Genomic DNA, 15,336 nt, shown 5'->3' on the forward strand with positions numbered 1-15,336 from the left:
GAAGGATTGTGAATTTCAATCTCCCCCGGTTTCATTCATATTCAGGCAGTTCCGCCAGCGTCAGCGGTTTGGCTGGGATTTCGTAATAAACGACGATCGCCGGATTCACGGTTTTGAGAAACCGCAGCACCTTCATGCAATCATCCTTGCGTTCCAGCGCCAGAACGGTATAGCGCTTATCACGGCAGTTGATCTGTAATTTCCAGCTGCGCCGCCGGCTGTCAAATTTCATCCGTGAATTTTCGTTGATCTGATTGAGATAACAGTTCTTGATCTGTTCGTAACGCACGCACAAGCCTTTGCCGCGGTACCAGGAAATCAGCTTATTGGGCAGAAAGAACGTGTTGTCGGCCTGCCTGCACAACGGCAGCGATTCGCTCAGATCGAGATCCCGGACAAAGCGTCTGGCGCGCGCTTTCTGAACCAACGCTTCCAAACCCGCTAACACATCGATGATCAGACTGGCAAAAAACAACAACCACAGTGTACCGCTGAAAAAGGAAATTGTCAGCGTCAGTAAATTCAGCGTTAACGCAAAGCTCAGTTTCTCCCACGGTTCGGCCATGGCCTTGCGGATTAAACCCGCTTCGATCCGTTTCATTCCCGTCATCCCCTTTTCCTTTATTATAACAGGAAAGGCTGGACAGGATCAGATCTTTCTGGTAATTTAACCGCTTTGTCCGGAGCCGTCTGAAAGTAGCGCGAGCATCATCAGAAAACACATCCGCAACCCGCCGGGATCGATTTCAAAGTTAATTTATTCGTAGCGCAGCGCGTCGATCGGATCGAGCTTGGCCGCTTTGTTAGCCGGGTAATAGCCGAAGAACACACCGATCGCCATACTGAAGCCGACCGCTAAGGCACAGGCCGCAGCCGACGGCTTGGCCGGATAGCCTAACAAATTCGCTACGCCCGCGCCCATCGCCACGCCTAATAAAACGCCCAGCAGTCCCGCGATCATACAGATGATCATCGCTTCGATGATAAACTGAATCCGGATCGCCAGATTCGGCGCGCCCAGCGCTTTACGGGTGCCGATTTCACGGGTTCTCTCGGTGATGCTCACCAACATGATATTCATAACACCGATGCCGCCGACCAACAGACTGATCGCCGCGATGCCCGCGATCGCGACCTTGACGGTATCCAGCATCTCGGTCATCGTTTCCAGCATTTCCTTCATGCTCGACGCAGAGATCGTGTAAGAATCGTTATGCGTATAAAAGCTGGTGAAGAATGCTTCGGTATCGCTGAGCAGCGTATCAACGTCCTCGCCCGTCGCGCCGACGACCGTGACGGACTGATAGCCCTGACTGGCCTGGGTGATTTTCTTTGCCGTGGCAACCGGAACATACATCGAAGTCGAAAGATTATCGCTGTCCGAGAGCGCCGCCATCATGCTTCCAGAGGTATCATAGTGGTAAATCCCGACGACATAAAACACCTGCACGCCGTTGTTGAGACTGACCTCCAGCTTTTCGCCCATCGCCTTTTCAACGGAGCCATACAGCTTTTCCGCCAGATAATCCGAAATCACAGCCGAGCGTTTCGTATCCGTATTGTCTTTCTCGTTGATAAACCGCCCGGTGATCATGTCCAGATCTTCGACAGTCAGGGTGTCAGGATTAACACCGGTTACGCTAACGCTGCCGGACACCCCGGCCTGACTGATCGTGCCGCTGCCAACGTTCTCTGAACAGGATAGCGCTGTGATCCGGCCGTCGAACAGCGAGCGGTATTCCGTGATCATCGCTTCCGAGATCAGATCTTCCTCGTCAGGGCTGCTCGGGCCGAACATCAACACCCGGCCGCCGCCACCGCTGTCGGAAGACGAGCTGCTTTTTTTCTGCAGCGATACGGTGATGTTGCTTGCGCCCATGCCTGACATACTGTCGGTAATCGAACCGGTCAAGGAGTCGCCGACAGTCATGATCGCGATGACGGAGCTGATGCCGATGATGATGCCCAGCATCGTTAACAGCGAACGCATTTTATTCGCTTTCAGACTAGCCAGCGCCATCAGGATATTATCAAGTACGCCCATGGACGCCCGCTCCTTTCCGAACGTTGACGATCTGACCGTCGCGCAGCGTGATCACGCGCTGGGTTTCCTCTGCCAGCTCGGGATTGTGCGTGATCAGCACGATCGTTTTGTGTTGTTCCTCATGCAGCTTGTGAAACAGATCCATGACAATCCGGCTGGTCGCCGTGTCCAACGCGCCGGTCGGTTCGTCCGCGAGGATCAGCGAAGGATCGTTCGCCATGGCCCGGGCGATCGCCACCCGCTGCTTCTGCCCGCCGGAAAGCTCGTTAGGCTGGTGTTTTTTCCGTTCGCCCATGCCGACCAGATCGAGCAGCTCCGCCGCCCGTTCCGATCGCTTGCGGGCCGGCAGCCCGGCGTACAGCATCGGCAGCTCGACATTTTTCAGCGCGCTCATCCGGCCGATCAAATTGAAGGTCTGAAAGACGAAGCCGATCTGTTGGTTGCGGATGTTTGCCAGTTCTTTATCCCCGGCCATCTGGATATCCACGCCGTTAAGCTTGTAGTGACCTTCTGTCGGCCGGTCCAGCGCGCCCAGAATGTTCATCATCGTGGATTTGCCGCTGCCGCTTTCACCGACGATCGCGACGAACTCCCCCGGCTCGACCCGCAGATCAATGCCGTGCAGAATCTCAAGCTCGTTGGGCTTGCCAATGTAATACCGCTTGACGATGCCCTGCATCGCGATAACAGGCTGTGCCGGACTCATCCGTTGCCTCCCCGGCCGCCTGGCGCTCCGCCTCCGTTTCCGCCCGGTCCTCCGGAAGGCATCTGACCGGCAGGCATTTCTCCGGAAGGCATCGCCCCGCCCATGTCGATCTGCATACCGCCGTTCATCTGAACCTGTTCGCCGCTTTCACTGCCGTTAACCTGAGCCTGTTCCGGATCTGCGCTGCTGCGCACCTCCATGCCCTCGCTGAGCTGAGTTGAACTGATTTCCACATAGTAATCATTTTCCTCCCCGGTGGTCACGACGACTTCCTTAAAGACGGCGTCGCTGCCGGAACCGGATTCCTTGACGAACACGATCGATTCCCCGGCATCATTGGTGCCAACCGCATCGATCGGAACGACGAAGACGTTATCCACAGTGGACTGGATGATCTCCACCGTGGCGTTGATGCCGACATACAGACCGCTGTTGGGCGTCGTGACCGTCACCTCGGCTGAGAATCCGCCGTTTTGCGAAGAAGCGACCGGCGAGATTTGCGTCAGCGTCCCTTCGATTTCCCCTTCGGTGGCGTCCGTCGTAATTTTCGCAGTCATCCCCAATTCGACGTTCTGAATTTCATATTCCGGAATCGTCACCGTGATTTTCAGCGCGTCTGTGTCCTGAATCGTCGCGATCGTTGTGTTGTTGGTCGCCATCGACCCGACTGTGACGTTGATCGCCGTGACCTTGCCGGCTGTTTCCGCGGTCAGCGTGCAGTTTTCCTTTTTCTCGTACAGATCGTCGAGCGTATCGCTGGAGGAAGCCTTCGTGACCGCTTCTTTGGCGTCCTCGACTTTCGTCTGCCAGCTGTCGCGGTTATTGCGGGCTGTATTCCAGGCGGTGAGCGCAGCGTTGTAGACGCTTTGGGCTGTATTGTAGGCCGCCGCCAGGGTATCGTAATTCATCGCCGCCTGAGCGGATTTTAAATCCTGCTGAGCGCTGTCAGCCTTTGATTTTGCGTCGGCGGAGGCCTGCCTGGCAGCGTCATAAGCTGAACCGGCCGCGCAGGCCGTATCTTCCAGCCCCGTGCAGGTCCCGTCGCTGATCGCGCTGTTCAGGGCTGAAAGCGCCTGATTTTCCGCTTCCACCGCGCTTTGATAGGCCGCCTGAGCCTGATCGACATTAGCCTGGAACGCGTCAACAGAGCTGCGCGCAGATTCATACGCCGTCTTTGCGCTGTTCATCGCGCTTTCTTTCTCCGCCATCGCATTCCACGCACTGTCCGCGTCGCTTTGCGCCCAGGTCAGATTTTCTTCCGCGGAAGCCAGTGAATCCTTCGCGTTATCGATATTCTCCTGCAAGCTTTCCAGCGTCTTTTCAATGTTCTTGTCAATTTCATCCGTATCCAGAACACAGATGATATCCCCGGCTTCTACCCAGTCCCCGACCTGGACGGGAATCGACTTCACCGCCAGCGACTGGTTCGTCGTTACGTTCGATACCGACGCGCTTTCCACCGTGCCGGTCAGACTGATCGAATTGTTCAACGTTGTTTTTTTCAGGACGGTCGTTCGGATAAAAGAAGCCTGAGTGGTGTTCTTTCGGGTTGTTCCCTGACGGGAAAAATAAAAACTTCCCACACCGGCCAGACAGACGCCGACAGCCAGGATCACCGTTTTTTTCCGGGTCCATCGCAGGGATTTCAGTGAGAATTGGAATTTCATTTCATCACGCTCGCTTTCCACACTTCTAATAAGCACCGCTATTCTCCCATGGCCATGTGAATTGTTTTTGAATAGTTCATGACCGTAAACTGAATTTCCGGCGAAGCTTTGGCGAAGACCGGGATTTCCGTGCTTTTTCCGTGTCCTTTCGACAAAGACCGCAATTTCGTCATTCCTGTCTTTTGTAAAGCTGATAAATGGTGTAAACTTAGAATAACGAACATACGCTTATAGTTGAAGAAAGGATCGTCCACATGAACAATTCGGAATTCTCTGGCGAACCGCAGGTTTTTCCCCTCATCCAGGCATTGTTTGTCGACAACGACTGGACCCGTTTAGAATCGTTACTTGATGAAAACATTCAATGGCACGCTACCGAACCGTGCCGGGATTATTCCGGACTCGGTCAGGTTCGCGATCATATCGAAAGTCAAATGCACCGGCACCGCGAAACGCTGATCTGCACGACAGCGCCGGTCAGTTCCGCGCTGGACGAGCGGTATCGGTTAATTACCGTCAAAGCCCTGATGCAGGGTAAAGACTGTCATTCCCTGATCCTGACGCTGATCCAGGATCAGGAGAGCGGAAAATTTTGTTTTGTTCAGGTCAGTCCGGCGCAAATCACCTCCGCCGCTTATCAAAATCAGGAATTGGCCCTGACGTTTCTGCCCGATCAGATGCCGGGCGGAATCTTTCATTGTTTATTCGACGAACCCCTGACGCTCTTACAGACCAGCGACAGCTTCCTGCAGCTGACCGGCTATACCCGGGAAGAAATCCGCACGGAACTGCACAACAGCTTCCGCGCTTTGATCGACCCGCGGGATTATGAAAATACGCTCGTTGAAGTGCGCGAACAGCTGCGCCACGGATGTGATAAAGAATTACAATTCCGGCTGCTGCGCAAAAACGCTGAGCCGATCTGGGTGCTGGATAAAGGCCGTTATCTGCAGGACGAATGGGGACGGCAGTATTTCTGCTGCATTCTTGTCGACATTTCAGAATCCAAGCGGATCGCCGAGGAATTCCGGTTAAGCCTGCAGCGTTATGAAATCATCATGAATCAAACCCAGGACATTATCTTTGAGTGGAACATCGCGACGGACGAACTCACCTTTTCTGAAAACTGGAAACAATACCTGGGCTATCCGCTGCAGACCACCGTCTCCGGATTGTTGGATGAAAAGAACACAAATTTTTATCCGGAACAACGAAGTTTATTTGCGGATCTGTGCCGCCGCATCCGGGCGGGGCAGGCCTACATTGAAGACGAACTGCAGCTGCATGACATTCATCGCCAGCCAAACTGGTTCCGAATCCGCGTAACAACTCAGCTGGATGAAAATCAAAAACCCATCAAGGCTATCGGCATTCTCTCCAACATCGACGAGGATAAGCAGCGGGCCCAAAAGCTGCTTGAAAAGGCGCAGCGCGATCCGCTGACGCAGTATTATAATAAGGAGACAGCCCAAACCTTGATTCAGGATTGGCTGTCAACTCAGCCGGCGCAGAACGCCTTGATGATCATTGATATCGACGATTTCAAAATTGTCAACGATACGCTCGGCCATCTGTTCGGCGACGCCTTCTTGATTGAAGCGACATCGCGGATCCGGCAGCTGTTCCGCAGCGAAGATATCCTCGGGCGGGTTGGCGGCGATGAATTTTTAGTCTTCATGAAGAATATCCCTGACAGAGAGCTGGCAGAAAAGAAGGCCCGGCAGATTATCGAAGCCTTTCAGTCGATTGAGCTTCACAATCAGAAGATCCTCAAAGTATCCTGCAGTATCGGGATCGCGATGACTTCGCCAGCTAACCCGAACTTCCACTATTGGTTCCACCGTGCTGATCAGGCCTTGTATTCCATGAAAAGCCAGGGTAAAAATCAATATGCCTTTTACAATCAGCTCGCGGACGACAACGCGTTCTTTCCAATGGTTGAAGGAGCCTCGGCCGTCAATGCCCGGATCGATTCCAACCTGTTGAAAAAGTACGAAACACCGCGGATCAGCGAATTCATTTTCAACAAGCTCTATGAAGCTCAGGATTTAGAGCGTTGTATTCAGGAAATTCTTGAAATTATCGGACGGCATTTCGACGTCAGCCGCGTCTACATTTTCGAAAACAGCGACGATGATCAATATTGCACCAATACGTTTGAATGGTGCAACGAGGGGATTCCTCCGGAAAAAGAGAATTTGCGGCACATTTCGTATGAAGATGATCTCGAAGGCCGATATCTGGCCAATTTCGATGAAAATGGATTATTCTATTGCCAGGATATTCAATCGTTGGATCCCGCGCAGGTCCGCCTGCTGGAACCGCAGAAAATCAAATCGCTGCTGCAATGCCTGATTCAGGACCGTGGGCGTCCGCGGGGTTACATCGGCTTCGACGAGTGCCGCGAAAAACGGCTGTGGGATCAGGAACAGATAAACGTCCTGACCTATGTCGCGGAAATACTCAGCGTCTTCCTGTTGAAAAAACGAGCTGAAGACCGGATTCAGCAGTTAGAATCCAGCTTAAAAGTAAAGTGAAAGAAACTCCCGGCGGCAGGGAGTTTTCTTTCAGCTATATCCAGTCTGCGAAGCTCTGTTTTGATCCGGATCGCTGCCTCGGTTCAGCCCCGGGTTGCGATCTCATCGAACATCGCGGCGCGAGCCGCTAGCTATTCTTCCAGCAGCTGCCGCTGCTTCGCTAACGGCAGGATCATATACAAGCCCATTTCAAACGTATAAAAGCTGATCAGTCCGGGGTATTGATCCAGATCCAGCTTTCCGTTCAGCACCCGTATCAGCCGTTCATACAAGTCCCGTTCCGCGCCTTCCAGAAGCTCGCGGCGCACACTGGCTGCCAGCCGCTGCATGTTTTTTAAATAGATCAGATATTCCGAGTTATATTCGGCGATCAAATCGCCTAACGGGCCATTGACAAAACGAACCAGCGGCAGCGTCACTTTCTCATAGTTCAGCGTCCAGTAAGCCTGATCCCGCGGATCGTCCGCTAAATGCCGCAGCCGGTTCATGATCCGCTGCCGCAGCTGCCCATAGCTGTCCTCCTGCATCTTCAGGATAGCCTGGGAATCGTGGTAACGCTGACGCGCGTCATTTTCAATCTGTTCGCTGTCCAGCGCATAAATGATCCGGGCGACATACCGCAGCGATCCCTTGAGCTCCTGCTGCGCCTGCTCGGTAATTTTCCCCCACAAAAACAAGCGGTATTCACTTTTGGGAACATTCAGAAACGAACTCCAGATAAAGATGGAGATCATCCGCGCATCCTGATCCGGACACACCAAATCCAGCATCGACTGATCCGCTTCCGTCGCGGCGGTTGAACGGCCGACCTGTTCCTTAAGATTGGCAACGTTGTACTGCGGCGGCAGCTCGGTCAGCAGCGTCGATAACGAACGAATCAATCCCAGCTGCCGAAGCAGCTGCGCCCGCAAATCCGCCAGCTGCCGGTGAAGATAGAAATTGGTCATGCTGGGATAACGGAATAATTCCTCGACCGCGCCGACGGGAACATTGTATTGCCGAAGCAGCGCGATGATCTGCAGCCGGTCGACATCGGCTTCGCTGAAATCCAGATAATTATTTTCAGCATTGCGATCAGGGGTAATCAATCCCTGATCAATATAAAAATAAATCGCTTTTTTCGTCAGCCCGGTCTTCCGGCAGACTTCCTGAATCCGCAAAGAAATCACCTCGTTTCTTTTTTACCTCAAATTACGATCCTGAGATCGTTTCCATCCCTGATTTTATAATTCGAACGAAGGAGTTAAATCTTATCCCAAACCATTCCCTAAGGGAACGGTTTAATCACGGATACTTTGTGAAAGCACTTCCACTTCTCACGTAATTCCCTGTTTTCTTCATTTTACACTAATCCCGCGGGTCAAAAAAGTGGGGATTGACCTTCCTGTCACAGGACATTGTATAATGAGCTTGCGAAAGCCTTAACAAAAAGGAGTGGAAAGAAATGAAGAAACAAGCAAGCAAGTTTGCGGCGCTGCTGATGTGCGGAGCGATGGTTCTGTCGTTAGCGGCCTGCGGCGACGGCGGTAAGAAAACCGAACCAACCCCGGACGCTTCAGTCAAGCAGTCCTACACTGCCGGAACGTACACCGGCACGGCAACCGGCATGAAGGGTGACGTTACGGTAGAAGTCACCGTCAGCGAGGACGCGATCACGGACGTCGTCGTCAAAGAACATCAGGAAACCTACGGCATCGGCTACGGTCTGGAAACCTCCCCGGTGGAAGTCCTGCCAAAGCAGATTGTCGAAACGCAGTCGTTAGGCGTCGATAACGTCACCGGCGCGACGATCACAACCGCGGCGATCAAGAACGCGGTCGCCAGCGCGGTCACGGAAGCCGGCGGCGACGCGGAAGCCTTGAAGAACGTTCCGGTTGAGAAAACCGCAGAAGACCAGACGCTGGATGCGGATGTTGTCATCGCGGGTGCGGGTGCAGCGGGTTTAGCCGCTGGCATCGAAGCTTCCCGGGCGGGTGCCAAGGTTATCATCCTGGAAAAGCAGGGCGTAACCGGCGGCGCAACGACGCGCAGCGGCGGCAAGCTCTTAGCGGCCGGCACGGAATGGCAGAAGAAGCAGGGCTATGAAGACACCCCGCAGCAGATGCTCGACTACATGAAAACAATGGACGGCGCGGACCAGCTGAATGAAGAAATGGTCAAGGCGTTCTGCGATGATTCCGTTGAAAACATGACCTGGCTGGAAGACATGGGCGTCATGATCTATGACGTTGAAGCGATTCACCAGTCCCTGACCCCATGGCGCGTACACAACACGACCAATGCGGCAGGCCATCACGGCGGCGGCATGACCGACGGCTTCGGCGGCAACATCACCGTGCCGATGACGGAAGAATATCTGAAGAACAACGGCGAAATCTACTACAATACGACTGCGGATACAATTCTGACTGACGCCAACGGCGCAATCGTCGGCTTAAGCGGAACGAAAGCTGACGGAAGCAAGCTGACGGTCAATGCGAAAAACGTCATCATCGCGACCGGCGGTTATGCGCAGAATAAAGAAATGATGAAGCGCTATACGCAGACCACCGAAGGCTTTGTCACCTCCGTTCCAGCCGGCAATGTCGGCGACGGTCTGACGATGGCGGAAAAGGTCAACGCACAGATTTATGACGCACCGGCAACGCAGACAGTTTACCTGGATTTCAATTCCGGCGTAGGCATCAATGAAGAAGCGGGCCTGATCGTCAATGCGGAAGGCAAGCGTGTCGCCAACGAATACACTTATCAGTACCATGTTGCGGACGCGATCTCCAAGAGCGGCAGCGGTTACGGCTGGTATATCGCTACGGCCAACGATCCGGCGCCAACCGTTCAGTACGCGATGACGCTGGACAAGACACTGAAAGCGAATTCGATCGAAGAACTGGCGAAGCTGATGGAAGTTGACGCGGCTGAGCTGCAGGCGACAATCGATCGTTACAACGAGCTGTGCGCTGCGGGTAAGGATGAAGACTTCGGCAAACCGGCGGATCACATGATCGCGGTTGAAGGTGAAACCTACTACGCGCTGAAGCTGCGGCCAAACGTAACCGTCACCTTCGGCGGTCTGGTCACCGACATCAACGCGCAGGTTCTGGATACGGAAAACAATCCGATTCCGGGTCTGTACGCTGCGGGCGAAGTTGCCTTCACCGGTCTGTTCGGCGACGAATATCCGTGCTGCGGCATGGCGATCGGCGGCGCTGTCTACTACGGACGGATCGCAGGTCAGCTGGCAGCGGCCAACAAATAAATCGATCTTCAACACACAACAAAGAAAACGGCAGAAACCCGGCGAGATTCGCGGCCTCTGTCGTTTTTTTCTATACATCGGCTTGCCAGGTCTTCCTCTTATGCCTTGTAAACCAGGTCAGCGGCGATCAGAAAGTATCTGTAAGCTGACGCTTTGACTTGCGGAAGTCCCCATTCTTTTGTTACGCTGGAAGCAGGGAAAAATCCTGCGTCCAGAATTCCGCAGAAGATCTCTCATGAAAGAAGGAATACGATGAAGATCCAAGATGCTTGCCTGCCTTGCATAACGGCTCAGACGGTCAGCTGTGCCGCTTTGATTCCAGAATCTGACCGCCCCGCGTTTTACCGTTCGGTCTTTCACATGTTAGCTCAGCTTGATTTTAATCAGCCGGCACCGGCGGCGATTGGCGCTGTTTACCAGCTTGTAAAACAGACGCTGCGAACAGAGGATCCCTATGCTTCGCTGCGGCAAAGGGTGAACGAGAGCCTGCTTGCGGAGGTGCCGGCGCTGAGCCTGCGGATCAGCCAAGCTCCCGATCCATTTGCGGAAGCGCTGCGGCTGGCGATTCTGGCTAACAGCTTTGATTTCAACCCGATTCATCATCCCAATTTCAATCGAATGCTGACTGAATTCAAGACCGCGTTGGACGTCCCTTTCGTTCTCGAAACGAAGACGCTGAAACAGGCGCTGAGCGAAGCGAGGACTTTGCTAGTGTTAGGAGACAACTTTGGCGAGGTTGTGATCGATGCGCTGCTTTTAGAACAGATCCACCAGCTGAATCCTGACTTGAATCTGGTCTATGCCGTGCGCGGGCAACCAGTCGTTAACGATGTGATCGCCGCGGACGCCCGTCAGGCCGGTATTCATCGCTATGCCCAAATTCTCAGCAACGGCGACGACGCGCTGGGCACACTGCTGCCGCGCACCAGTCCGGAGTTCCAGGCGATTTATCATCAAGCCGATCTTTTGTTATGCAAAGGTCAGGCTAATTATGAGTGTCTGATCGATCAACCCGAGAAAAGTCGCTATTTTCTATTGAAGATAAAATGTTCCGTTCTGGCGTTGCGCACCGGTCTGCCCATAGGCACGCTGGCCTGTCTCGCCACTCCAGCCGGACTTTGATTTTATCGGAATGCCGATCGTTTGATATGCGCCGCTTGTCATTCGCTTCAGCCGTGGTGTATACTAAAAACTAAGCAATCAGAAAGTGGGGGAGAAATCCATGAGAATTGAAGAATGTCTTGAAAAGTCCCGATTTGAAGCCCAGGGTTCCATTGTCTTAAACGGTCAGCCGATCCCATACCGCACCGTCTGCGAGGATAATTTCTTTGTCGACGAGGAAGGTCAGCCGACGGCGACGATCTTTTCGTATGCTTATTTCCGCAGCGACGTGGCGGATCCGTCGACCCGTCCGGTTTTGTTCGCTTACAACGGCGGGCCGGGATGCTCCAGTTTGTGGGTTCATGCCGGACTGTTTGGCCCGCGGCGCGTGAAGCTGGAAGACGAGCTGCATCTGCCGACCGTGCCGCCGTTTGAGCTGGAAGACAATCCGCATTGTCTGCTCGATCTGTGCGATATCGTTCTGGTCGATCCCGTAGGCACCGGTTTCGGACGCCTGATCCAGGAAAAAGCCCGTCCGGATTTTTATGACGCGGACGGCGATGTCAAAGCGATGGCGATGTTCATCGAACAATGGCTGACCCGTTACAACCGCCGCAACAGTCCGATTCTGTTAGCGGGGGAAAGCTACGGCACCGGCCGGTCGGCTTTGTTAGCGGCCGAGCTGTTGGGCGCAGGACCGATCAAGCCGGATACGCTGGGGCTGTCCGTCAGCGGCATCATGCTTTTAGGCAGCACCTTCTTTGAAGCCAATCCGGCGGAACCGTCAGCCGTAAATCTGATCACGATGGCAGCAACGAATCATTATCATCACCCGGATGGCAAACCGGATCGCGATACCTTTATCGCCCAGGCTTTCGATTTTGCCAAGACAGAATACCTGAGCGCTTTGTTTCAGGGCGACGCGCTGCCGGAAGAGGAACAGAAAGCGATCGCGGAAAAGCTGGCATATTTTACCGGCATTGAAACCGAGTTCTGGATTCGCCATCATCTGCGGATCGACATGCAGAAGGAATTCGCCCACCTGTTGTTAAAGGATCAGGGACTGGCCGTCGGCTTCTATGACGGACGTTACGCCTGGAAAGACGATCCGGCGATCCGGGATTCCAACGTCATTGCGGACGACCCGGCAATGGGTCAGTACACGCCGGCCTTCCAGACGGCTTTCGCACTGATCTGCAAGGAGCTAAACATCAGCTTCAACCGCAGCAGTAAGGGACTAGTCTTCGACGTCAACGAAACGTGGCAGCGGAAGTCGAAATCCTCGCCGGCTCAGGCATTGGCAGGAGCGATGCGGCGCAATCCAAAACTGCGCGTCTTCTTTGCCAGCGGTTTGTACGATCTCTGCACGACGGCCGGCAATGCCCGTTATCTGGCAACGCATTCCCATTTAGATCCAAGCCGGGTGGTGATCGGCGAATATCCGTCGGGCCACATGGCTTATCTGGGGGAAGAAAGCGCGAAACTACTCGGAGCGGATATGCGTGAATTTTTCACTCAGGCGATCGGAAAATAAAAAACCTGTTTTGATTCCCGTATTAACTGGTTAAATTTGTTTTAAACTCAGGCATCGGCTGGCGTTCTGCAACAGAACGCCAGTTTTTATTTCATACCGTTAAATTAATCTTTAAATTCCAGGAAAAACGCTGCCTTTGAATTCGACAGCGTTTTTTCATACTTGTTTATTTTTGCTTCTCTTCACATCGGTTTTAAGTTCTTGTTCAGCCGGTCGACAATCCAGGCGATCCGCTTTCTCCGCCCGGCCTCGGTTTTAGGATCCAGGAAAGCGCGGGTGTATGTTTTCTTAACCGACATGGACATCAACTGAAAGTTGGAATACGCCTGCGGATAAGCTTCCAAAACAGCGGAAAGCGACGCGATTTGTTCCTCGGTGACCGCCGCCGATTTTGGTGCGTCCCATTGTCCGTTCGCTTTGGCTTCCGCGATCTTTTTCCGGCCTGAATCGGTCATCCAGCCTTGTTCTTCCAGCCTTTGAACAAGCTGCTTGTTCTTTTCCGACCACTTACTCTTCCCGCGGCGCTGCGAAAAGTATTTGCGATACGTTTTATCATCAAGACTCTGCATCTGACCGTCAATCCAGCCGAAACAAAGCGCTTCTTCCAGCGCTTCGCCCGCTTTGATCGTTTTCGGTCCTCCGGCCTTGCCCAGTATCAGCCAGACCCCTTCCTCAGACAAGCTATGGTCTTCCAGCCATGCCCTGAATTCTCCGCGCGTGGCAAATTGCAGTGTTTCATTCATTTTCTGATCCTCCATTTCCAGCTTTTCATCAAGCTAACCCGCACTGTCTGTACCGCGCATTTCCTTCTTTTTGATTCTGATCAAAAGCTCAACAGTCCCGCGAGGCGTCGGAAACCTGACAGAATTCAAAATATTTATTCACCGCTGTTTTTAAAGAAGCCAATCCCTTATACCAGTCCGATCCCGCCCTGAAATTTATGGAGCAGCGCAGCGGCCGATGTTTCTGCCAGTCTTCCATCGTATACGTTAATTGATCCAGCAGGGAAGCCCCCCTGTCTTTTCTGAATTCCAGATCAAGACTGATGTCCAGATTCTTTTCTACGCGCTGGCAGCGCTTGATATAGTTCTGAACGACAGCTTCGGAAACCAACGTCCGCAGCCATTTTGCATAATCGTCAATTCGCATAGGTCTGACCTCCCTCTCTCTGTTAGCTTGATTATATCATGGAAGTTCGCCGCCGGCTTATGATATGATAAAGTCAGAAACGATGTCTAACCGTCGCTCGTTAAACGCAGCTGTAAAGTAGTGATGGATGAAAAGCCAGACGACTGACAGCATATTTACAAGAATTTACTTTACCAGGGAGGATCAAACGGCGTGCGATCCGATTTATCGACGAGCTGATTCAGCAAAGTTACATTTGGAAATTTCTGTTTTTTTCTTTTTGTCTATTATATTGATTTATCCTTATATGCGCGTTACACCAAATTTTTAAAAGTTATTAATATATGGCAACACATGTATTATTGTATAGACGTAGCAAGGGAAACAACGAAAAAATCCGCTCCAGTCAAGCCCGTTGCGGATGTTTCGCTAGAAAGGATTCATTATGAAACTGTTTCTCTTGAAGTTGGCTATTATTATTAAGCTAAGTTTCATTCTGAGATTTAGCGAAGACAACAAGAAAAATGATGCAAGCATCATTCTAAAAGGCAAAGCCTTTCAGAACCCTCGTCAGTTTCTTGCCTGGAGGGTATTCCTGATTTCCGAGTTCTTCCTCCTCTCCCCCTGCTCCCAAAGTTCAAGGCTGGTTCGAAGATTTCTTCCTTCAGGCGTATTCTCTGTCTTGCGGTTCTTCAATTTCATACTGCCTCGAATTCCAGCTTTCTCCTCTGGAAACTGTCATCTTTGGACAGATTGAAGAACCGCGTTTCTATTTAATTCTGATATCCCATTCCTCGTCTTGCAATCACAAACGAAGCGGCCAGATGCACTGTACAGCCCATCTTCCGGCTGTATTTTTCTCTCCCAATTTGGCTTGTGTATGCTGGATTTACTTGAATAACGCCATACCCTTCCTTCCAACATCTCCTCTCTATTGCTTCCTGAATCTGTTTCGTCGCAAACTCGGATAACATTTGATTATGCTTTTGATTCTCATATCGCATGTTGCTTTTCTTATTCTCAAAATCCAACGCTTCCATCACCAACGGTTTATGACTTCTCACACATTCCAGCACGACCTCTTTCGCTGTCTGACGAATCTGATGCTTCCGTTGATTCTTCTTCTTTCCTCTTAAGGGCATCGGAACGGTCTTCAACAGGACACAGTTGCCGCAGGCATCCGTTTCACTCACTGCGATATGACCCGCATTGATATCGATTCCAATCACGCCGTCTTGCTTGTCTTCCATCAATTCACGATCTTTCATTTCCACAACCGCTTTGATAATAAAGTATTTCTTATGATCTTCCAATAGATAAGCGACCGCTTTCCCCGGTGTGTTATGCGGCAGCTTCACCGCCC

At 52.4% G+C, this 15,336-nt stretch carries 12 protein-coding genes; 4 read left to right on the top strand and 8 right to left on the bottom strand.

Annotated features, from left to right (window positions below):
* Positions 1–31: 31 nt before the first annotated feature.
* The 4 genes from DWY25_RS16400 to DWY25_RS16415 all read right to left on the bottom strand — a co-directional run bounded on the left by DWY25_RS16400 (position 32) and on the right by DWY25_RS16415 (position 4,453).
* The gene (locus DWY25_RS16400; RefSeq protein ID WP_147336708.1) at positions 32–601 is read right to left on the bottom strand and encodes a hypothetical protein; all 570 of its coding nucleotides are present in this window, start codon (positions 599–601) and stop codon (positions 32–34) included.
* A 156-nt stretch (positions 602–757) separates the two neighbouring features.
* On the bottom strand, positions 758–2,044 hold the full coding sequence (locus DWY25_RS16405) for an ABC transporter permease (protein ID WP_117896138.1): 1,287 nt from the start codon (positions 2,042–2,044) through the stop codon (positions 758–760).
* Positions 2,031–2,750 carry an ABC transporter ATP-binding protein gene (locus DWY25_RS16410; protein WP_117896139.1) on the bottom strand — a complete coding sequence of 240 codons (720 nt, stop codon included), beginning with the start codon at positions 2,748–2,750 and terminating at the stop codon, positions 2,031–2,033. Before DWY25_RS16410 ends, DWY25_RS16405 begins: the two co-directional genes overlap by 14 nt.
* A complete protein-coding gene (locus tag DWY25_RS16415; RefSeq protein ID WP_147336709.1) occupies positions 2,747–4,453 on the bottom strand; it encodes an HlyD family efflux transporter periplasmic adaptor subunit in 1,707 nt (568 codons plus the stop codon). Before DWY25_RS16415 ends, DWY25_RS16410 begins: the two co-directional genes overlap by 4 nt.
* A 218-nt stretch (positions 4,454–4,671) precedes the next feature.
* Between DWY25_RS16415 and DWY25_RS16420 the strand changes: the two genes are divergently transcribed.
* A complete protein-coding gene (locus DWY25_RS16420) occupies positions 4,672–6,954 on the top strand; it encodes a sensor domain-containing diguanylate cyclase (RefSeq protein WP_117896141.1) in 2,283 nt (760 codons plus the stop codon).
* A gap of 131 nt (positions 6,955–7,085) precedes the next feature.
* Here DWY25_RS16420 and DWY25_RS16425 read toward each other — a convergent pair whose 3' ends face one another.
* A complete protein-coding gene (locus DWY25_RS16425) occupies positions 7,086–8,114 on the bottom strand; it encodes a MerR family transcriptional regulator (RefSeq protein WP_181981883.1) in 1,029 nt (342 codons plus the stop codon).
* A gap of 284 nt (positions 8,115–8,398) precedes the next feature.
* Here DWY25_RS16425 and DWY25_RS16430 point away from each other — a divergent pair, with 284 nt between their 5' ends.
* The 3 genes from DWY25_RS16430 (at position 8,399) to DWY25_RS16440 (ending at position 12,845) form a co-directional block, all read left to right on the top strand.
* Positions 8,399–10,210 (top strand): FAD-dependent oxidoreductase, encoded by a 1,812-nt coding sequence (locus tag DWY25_RS16430; RefSeq protein ID WP_117896143.1) that lies wholly within the window; start codon positions 8,399–8,401, stop codon positions 10,208–10,210.
* Positions 10,211–10,462: 252 nt separating this feature from the next.
* Positions 10,463–11,332: a damage-control phosphatase ARMT1 family protein gene (locus DWY25_RS16435; RefSeq protein ID WP_117896144.1), complete on the top strand. Its 870-nt coding sequence runs from the start codon at positions 10,463–10,465 to the stop codon at positions 11,330–11,332.
* A 100-nt stretch (positions 11,333–11,432) separates the two neighbouring features.
* A complete protein-coding gene (locus DWY25_RS16440; RefSeq protein WP_117896145.1) occupies positions 11,433–12,845 on the top strand; it encodes a S10 family peptidase in 1,413 nt (470 codons plus the stop codon).
* 182 nt (positions 12,846–13,027) lie between these two features.
* Here DWY25_RS16440 and DWY25_RS16445 read toward each other — a convergent pair whose 3' ends face one another.
* From DWY25_RS16445 to DWY25_RS16460, 3 genes are all read right to left on the bottom strand, one after another.
* A complete protein-coding gene (locus DWY25_RS16445) occupies positions 13,028–13,588 on the bottom strand; it encodes a YdeI/OmpD-associated family protein (RefSeq protein WP_117896150.1) in 561 nt (186 codons plus the stop codon).
* A gap of 88 nt (positions 13,589–13,676) precedes the next feature.
* Entirely contained in the window at positions 13,677–13,994 is a 318-nt protein-coding gene (locus tag DWY25_RS16450; protein WP_117896146.1) for a hypothetical protein, read from the bottom strand.
* 752 nt (positions 13,995–14,746) lie between these two features.
* The coding region (locus tag DWY25_RS16460; RefSeq protein WP_147336710.1) for an IS200/IS605 family accessory protein TnpB-related protein at positions 14,747–15,336 on the bottom strand (590 nt) is incomplete at its 5' end.

The sequence above is a fragment of the Holdemania filiformis genome (genome assembly GCF_003459085.1).
GTDB classification, from domain to species: domain Bacteria; phylum Bacillota_I; class Bacilli_A; order Erysipelotrichales; family Erysipelotrichaceae; genus Holdemania; species Holdemania filiformis.

Bases quoted from the DNA above. Each gene is read 5' to 3' on its own strand.
- DWY25_RS16400 (WP_147336708.1), bottom strand. From the start codon at position 601: ATGAAACGGATCGAAGCGGGTTTAATCCGCAAGGCCATGGCCGAACCG.
- DWY25_RS16405 (WP_117896138.1), bottom strand. From the start codon at position 2,044: ATGGGCGTACTTGATAATATCCTGATGGCGCTGGCTAGTCTGAAAGCG.
- DWY25_RS16410 (WP_117896139.1), bottom strand. From the start codon at position 2,750: ATGAGTCCGGCACAGCCTGTTATCGCGATGCAGGGCATCGTCAAGCGG.
- DWY25_RS16420 (WP_117896141.1), top strand. From the start codon at position 4,672: ATGAACAATTCGGAATTCTCTGGCGAACCGCAGGTTTTTCCCCTCATC.
- DWY25_RS16430 (WP_117896143.1), top strand. From the start codon at position 8,399: ATGAAGAAACAAGCAAGCAAGTTTGCGGCGCTGCTGATGTGCGGAGCG.
- DWY25_RS16435 (WP_117896144.1), top strand. From the start codon at position 10,463: ATGAAGATCCAAGATGCTTGCCTGCCTTGCATAACGGCTCAGACGGTC.
- DWY25_RS16440 (WP_117896145.1), top strand. From the start codon at position 11,433: ATGAGAATTGAAGAATGTCTTGAAAAGTCCCGATTTGAAGCCCAGGGT.
- DWY25_RS16445 (WP_117896150.1), bottom strand. From the start codon at position 13,588: ATGAATGAAACACTGCAATTTGCCACGCGCGGAGAATTCAGGGCATGG.
- DWY25_RS16450 (WP_117896146.1), bottom strand. From the start codon at position 13,994: ATGCGAATTGACGATTATGCAAAATGGCTGCGGACGTTGGTTTCCGAA.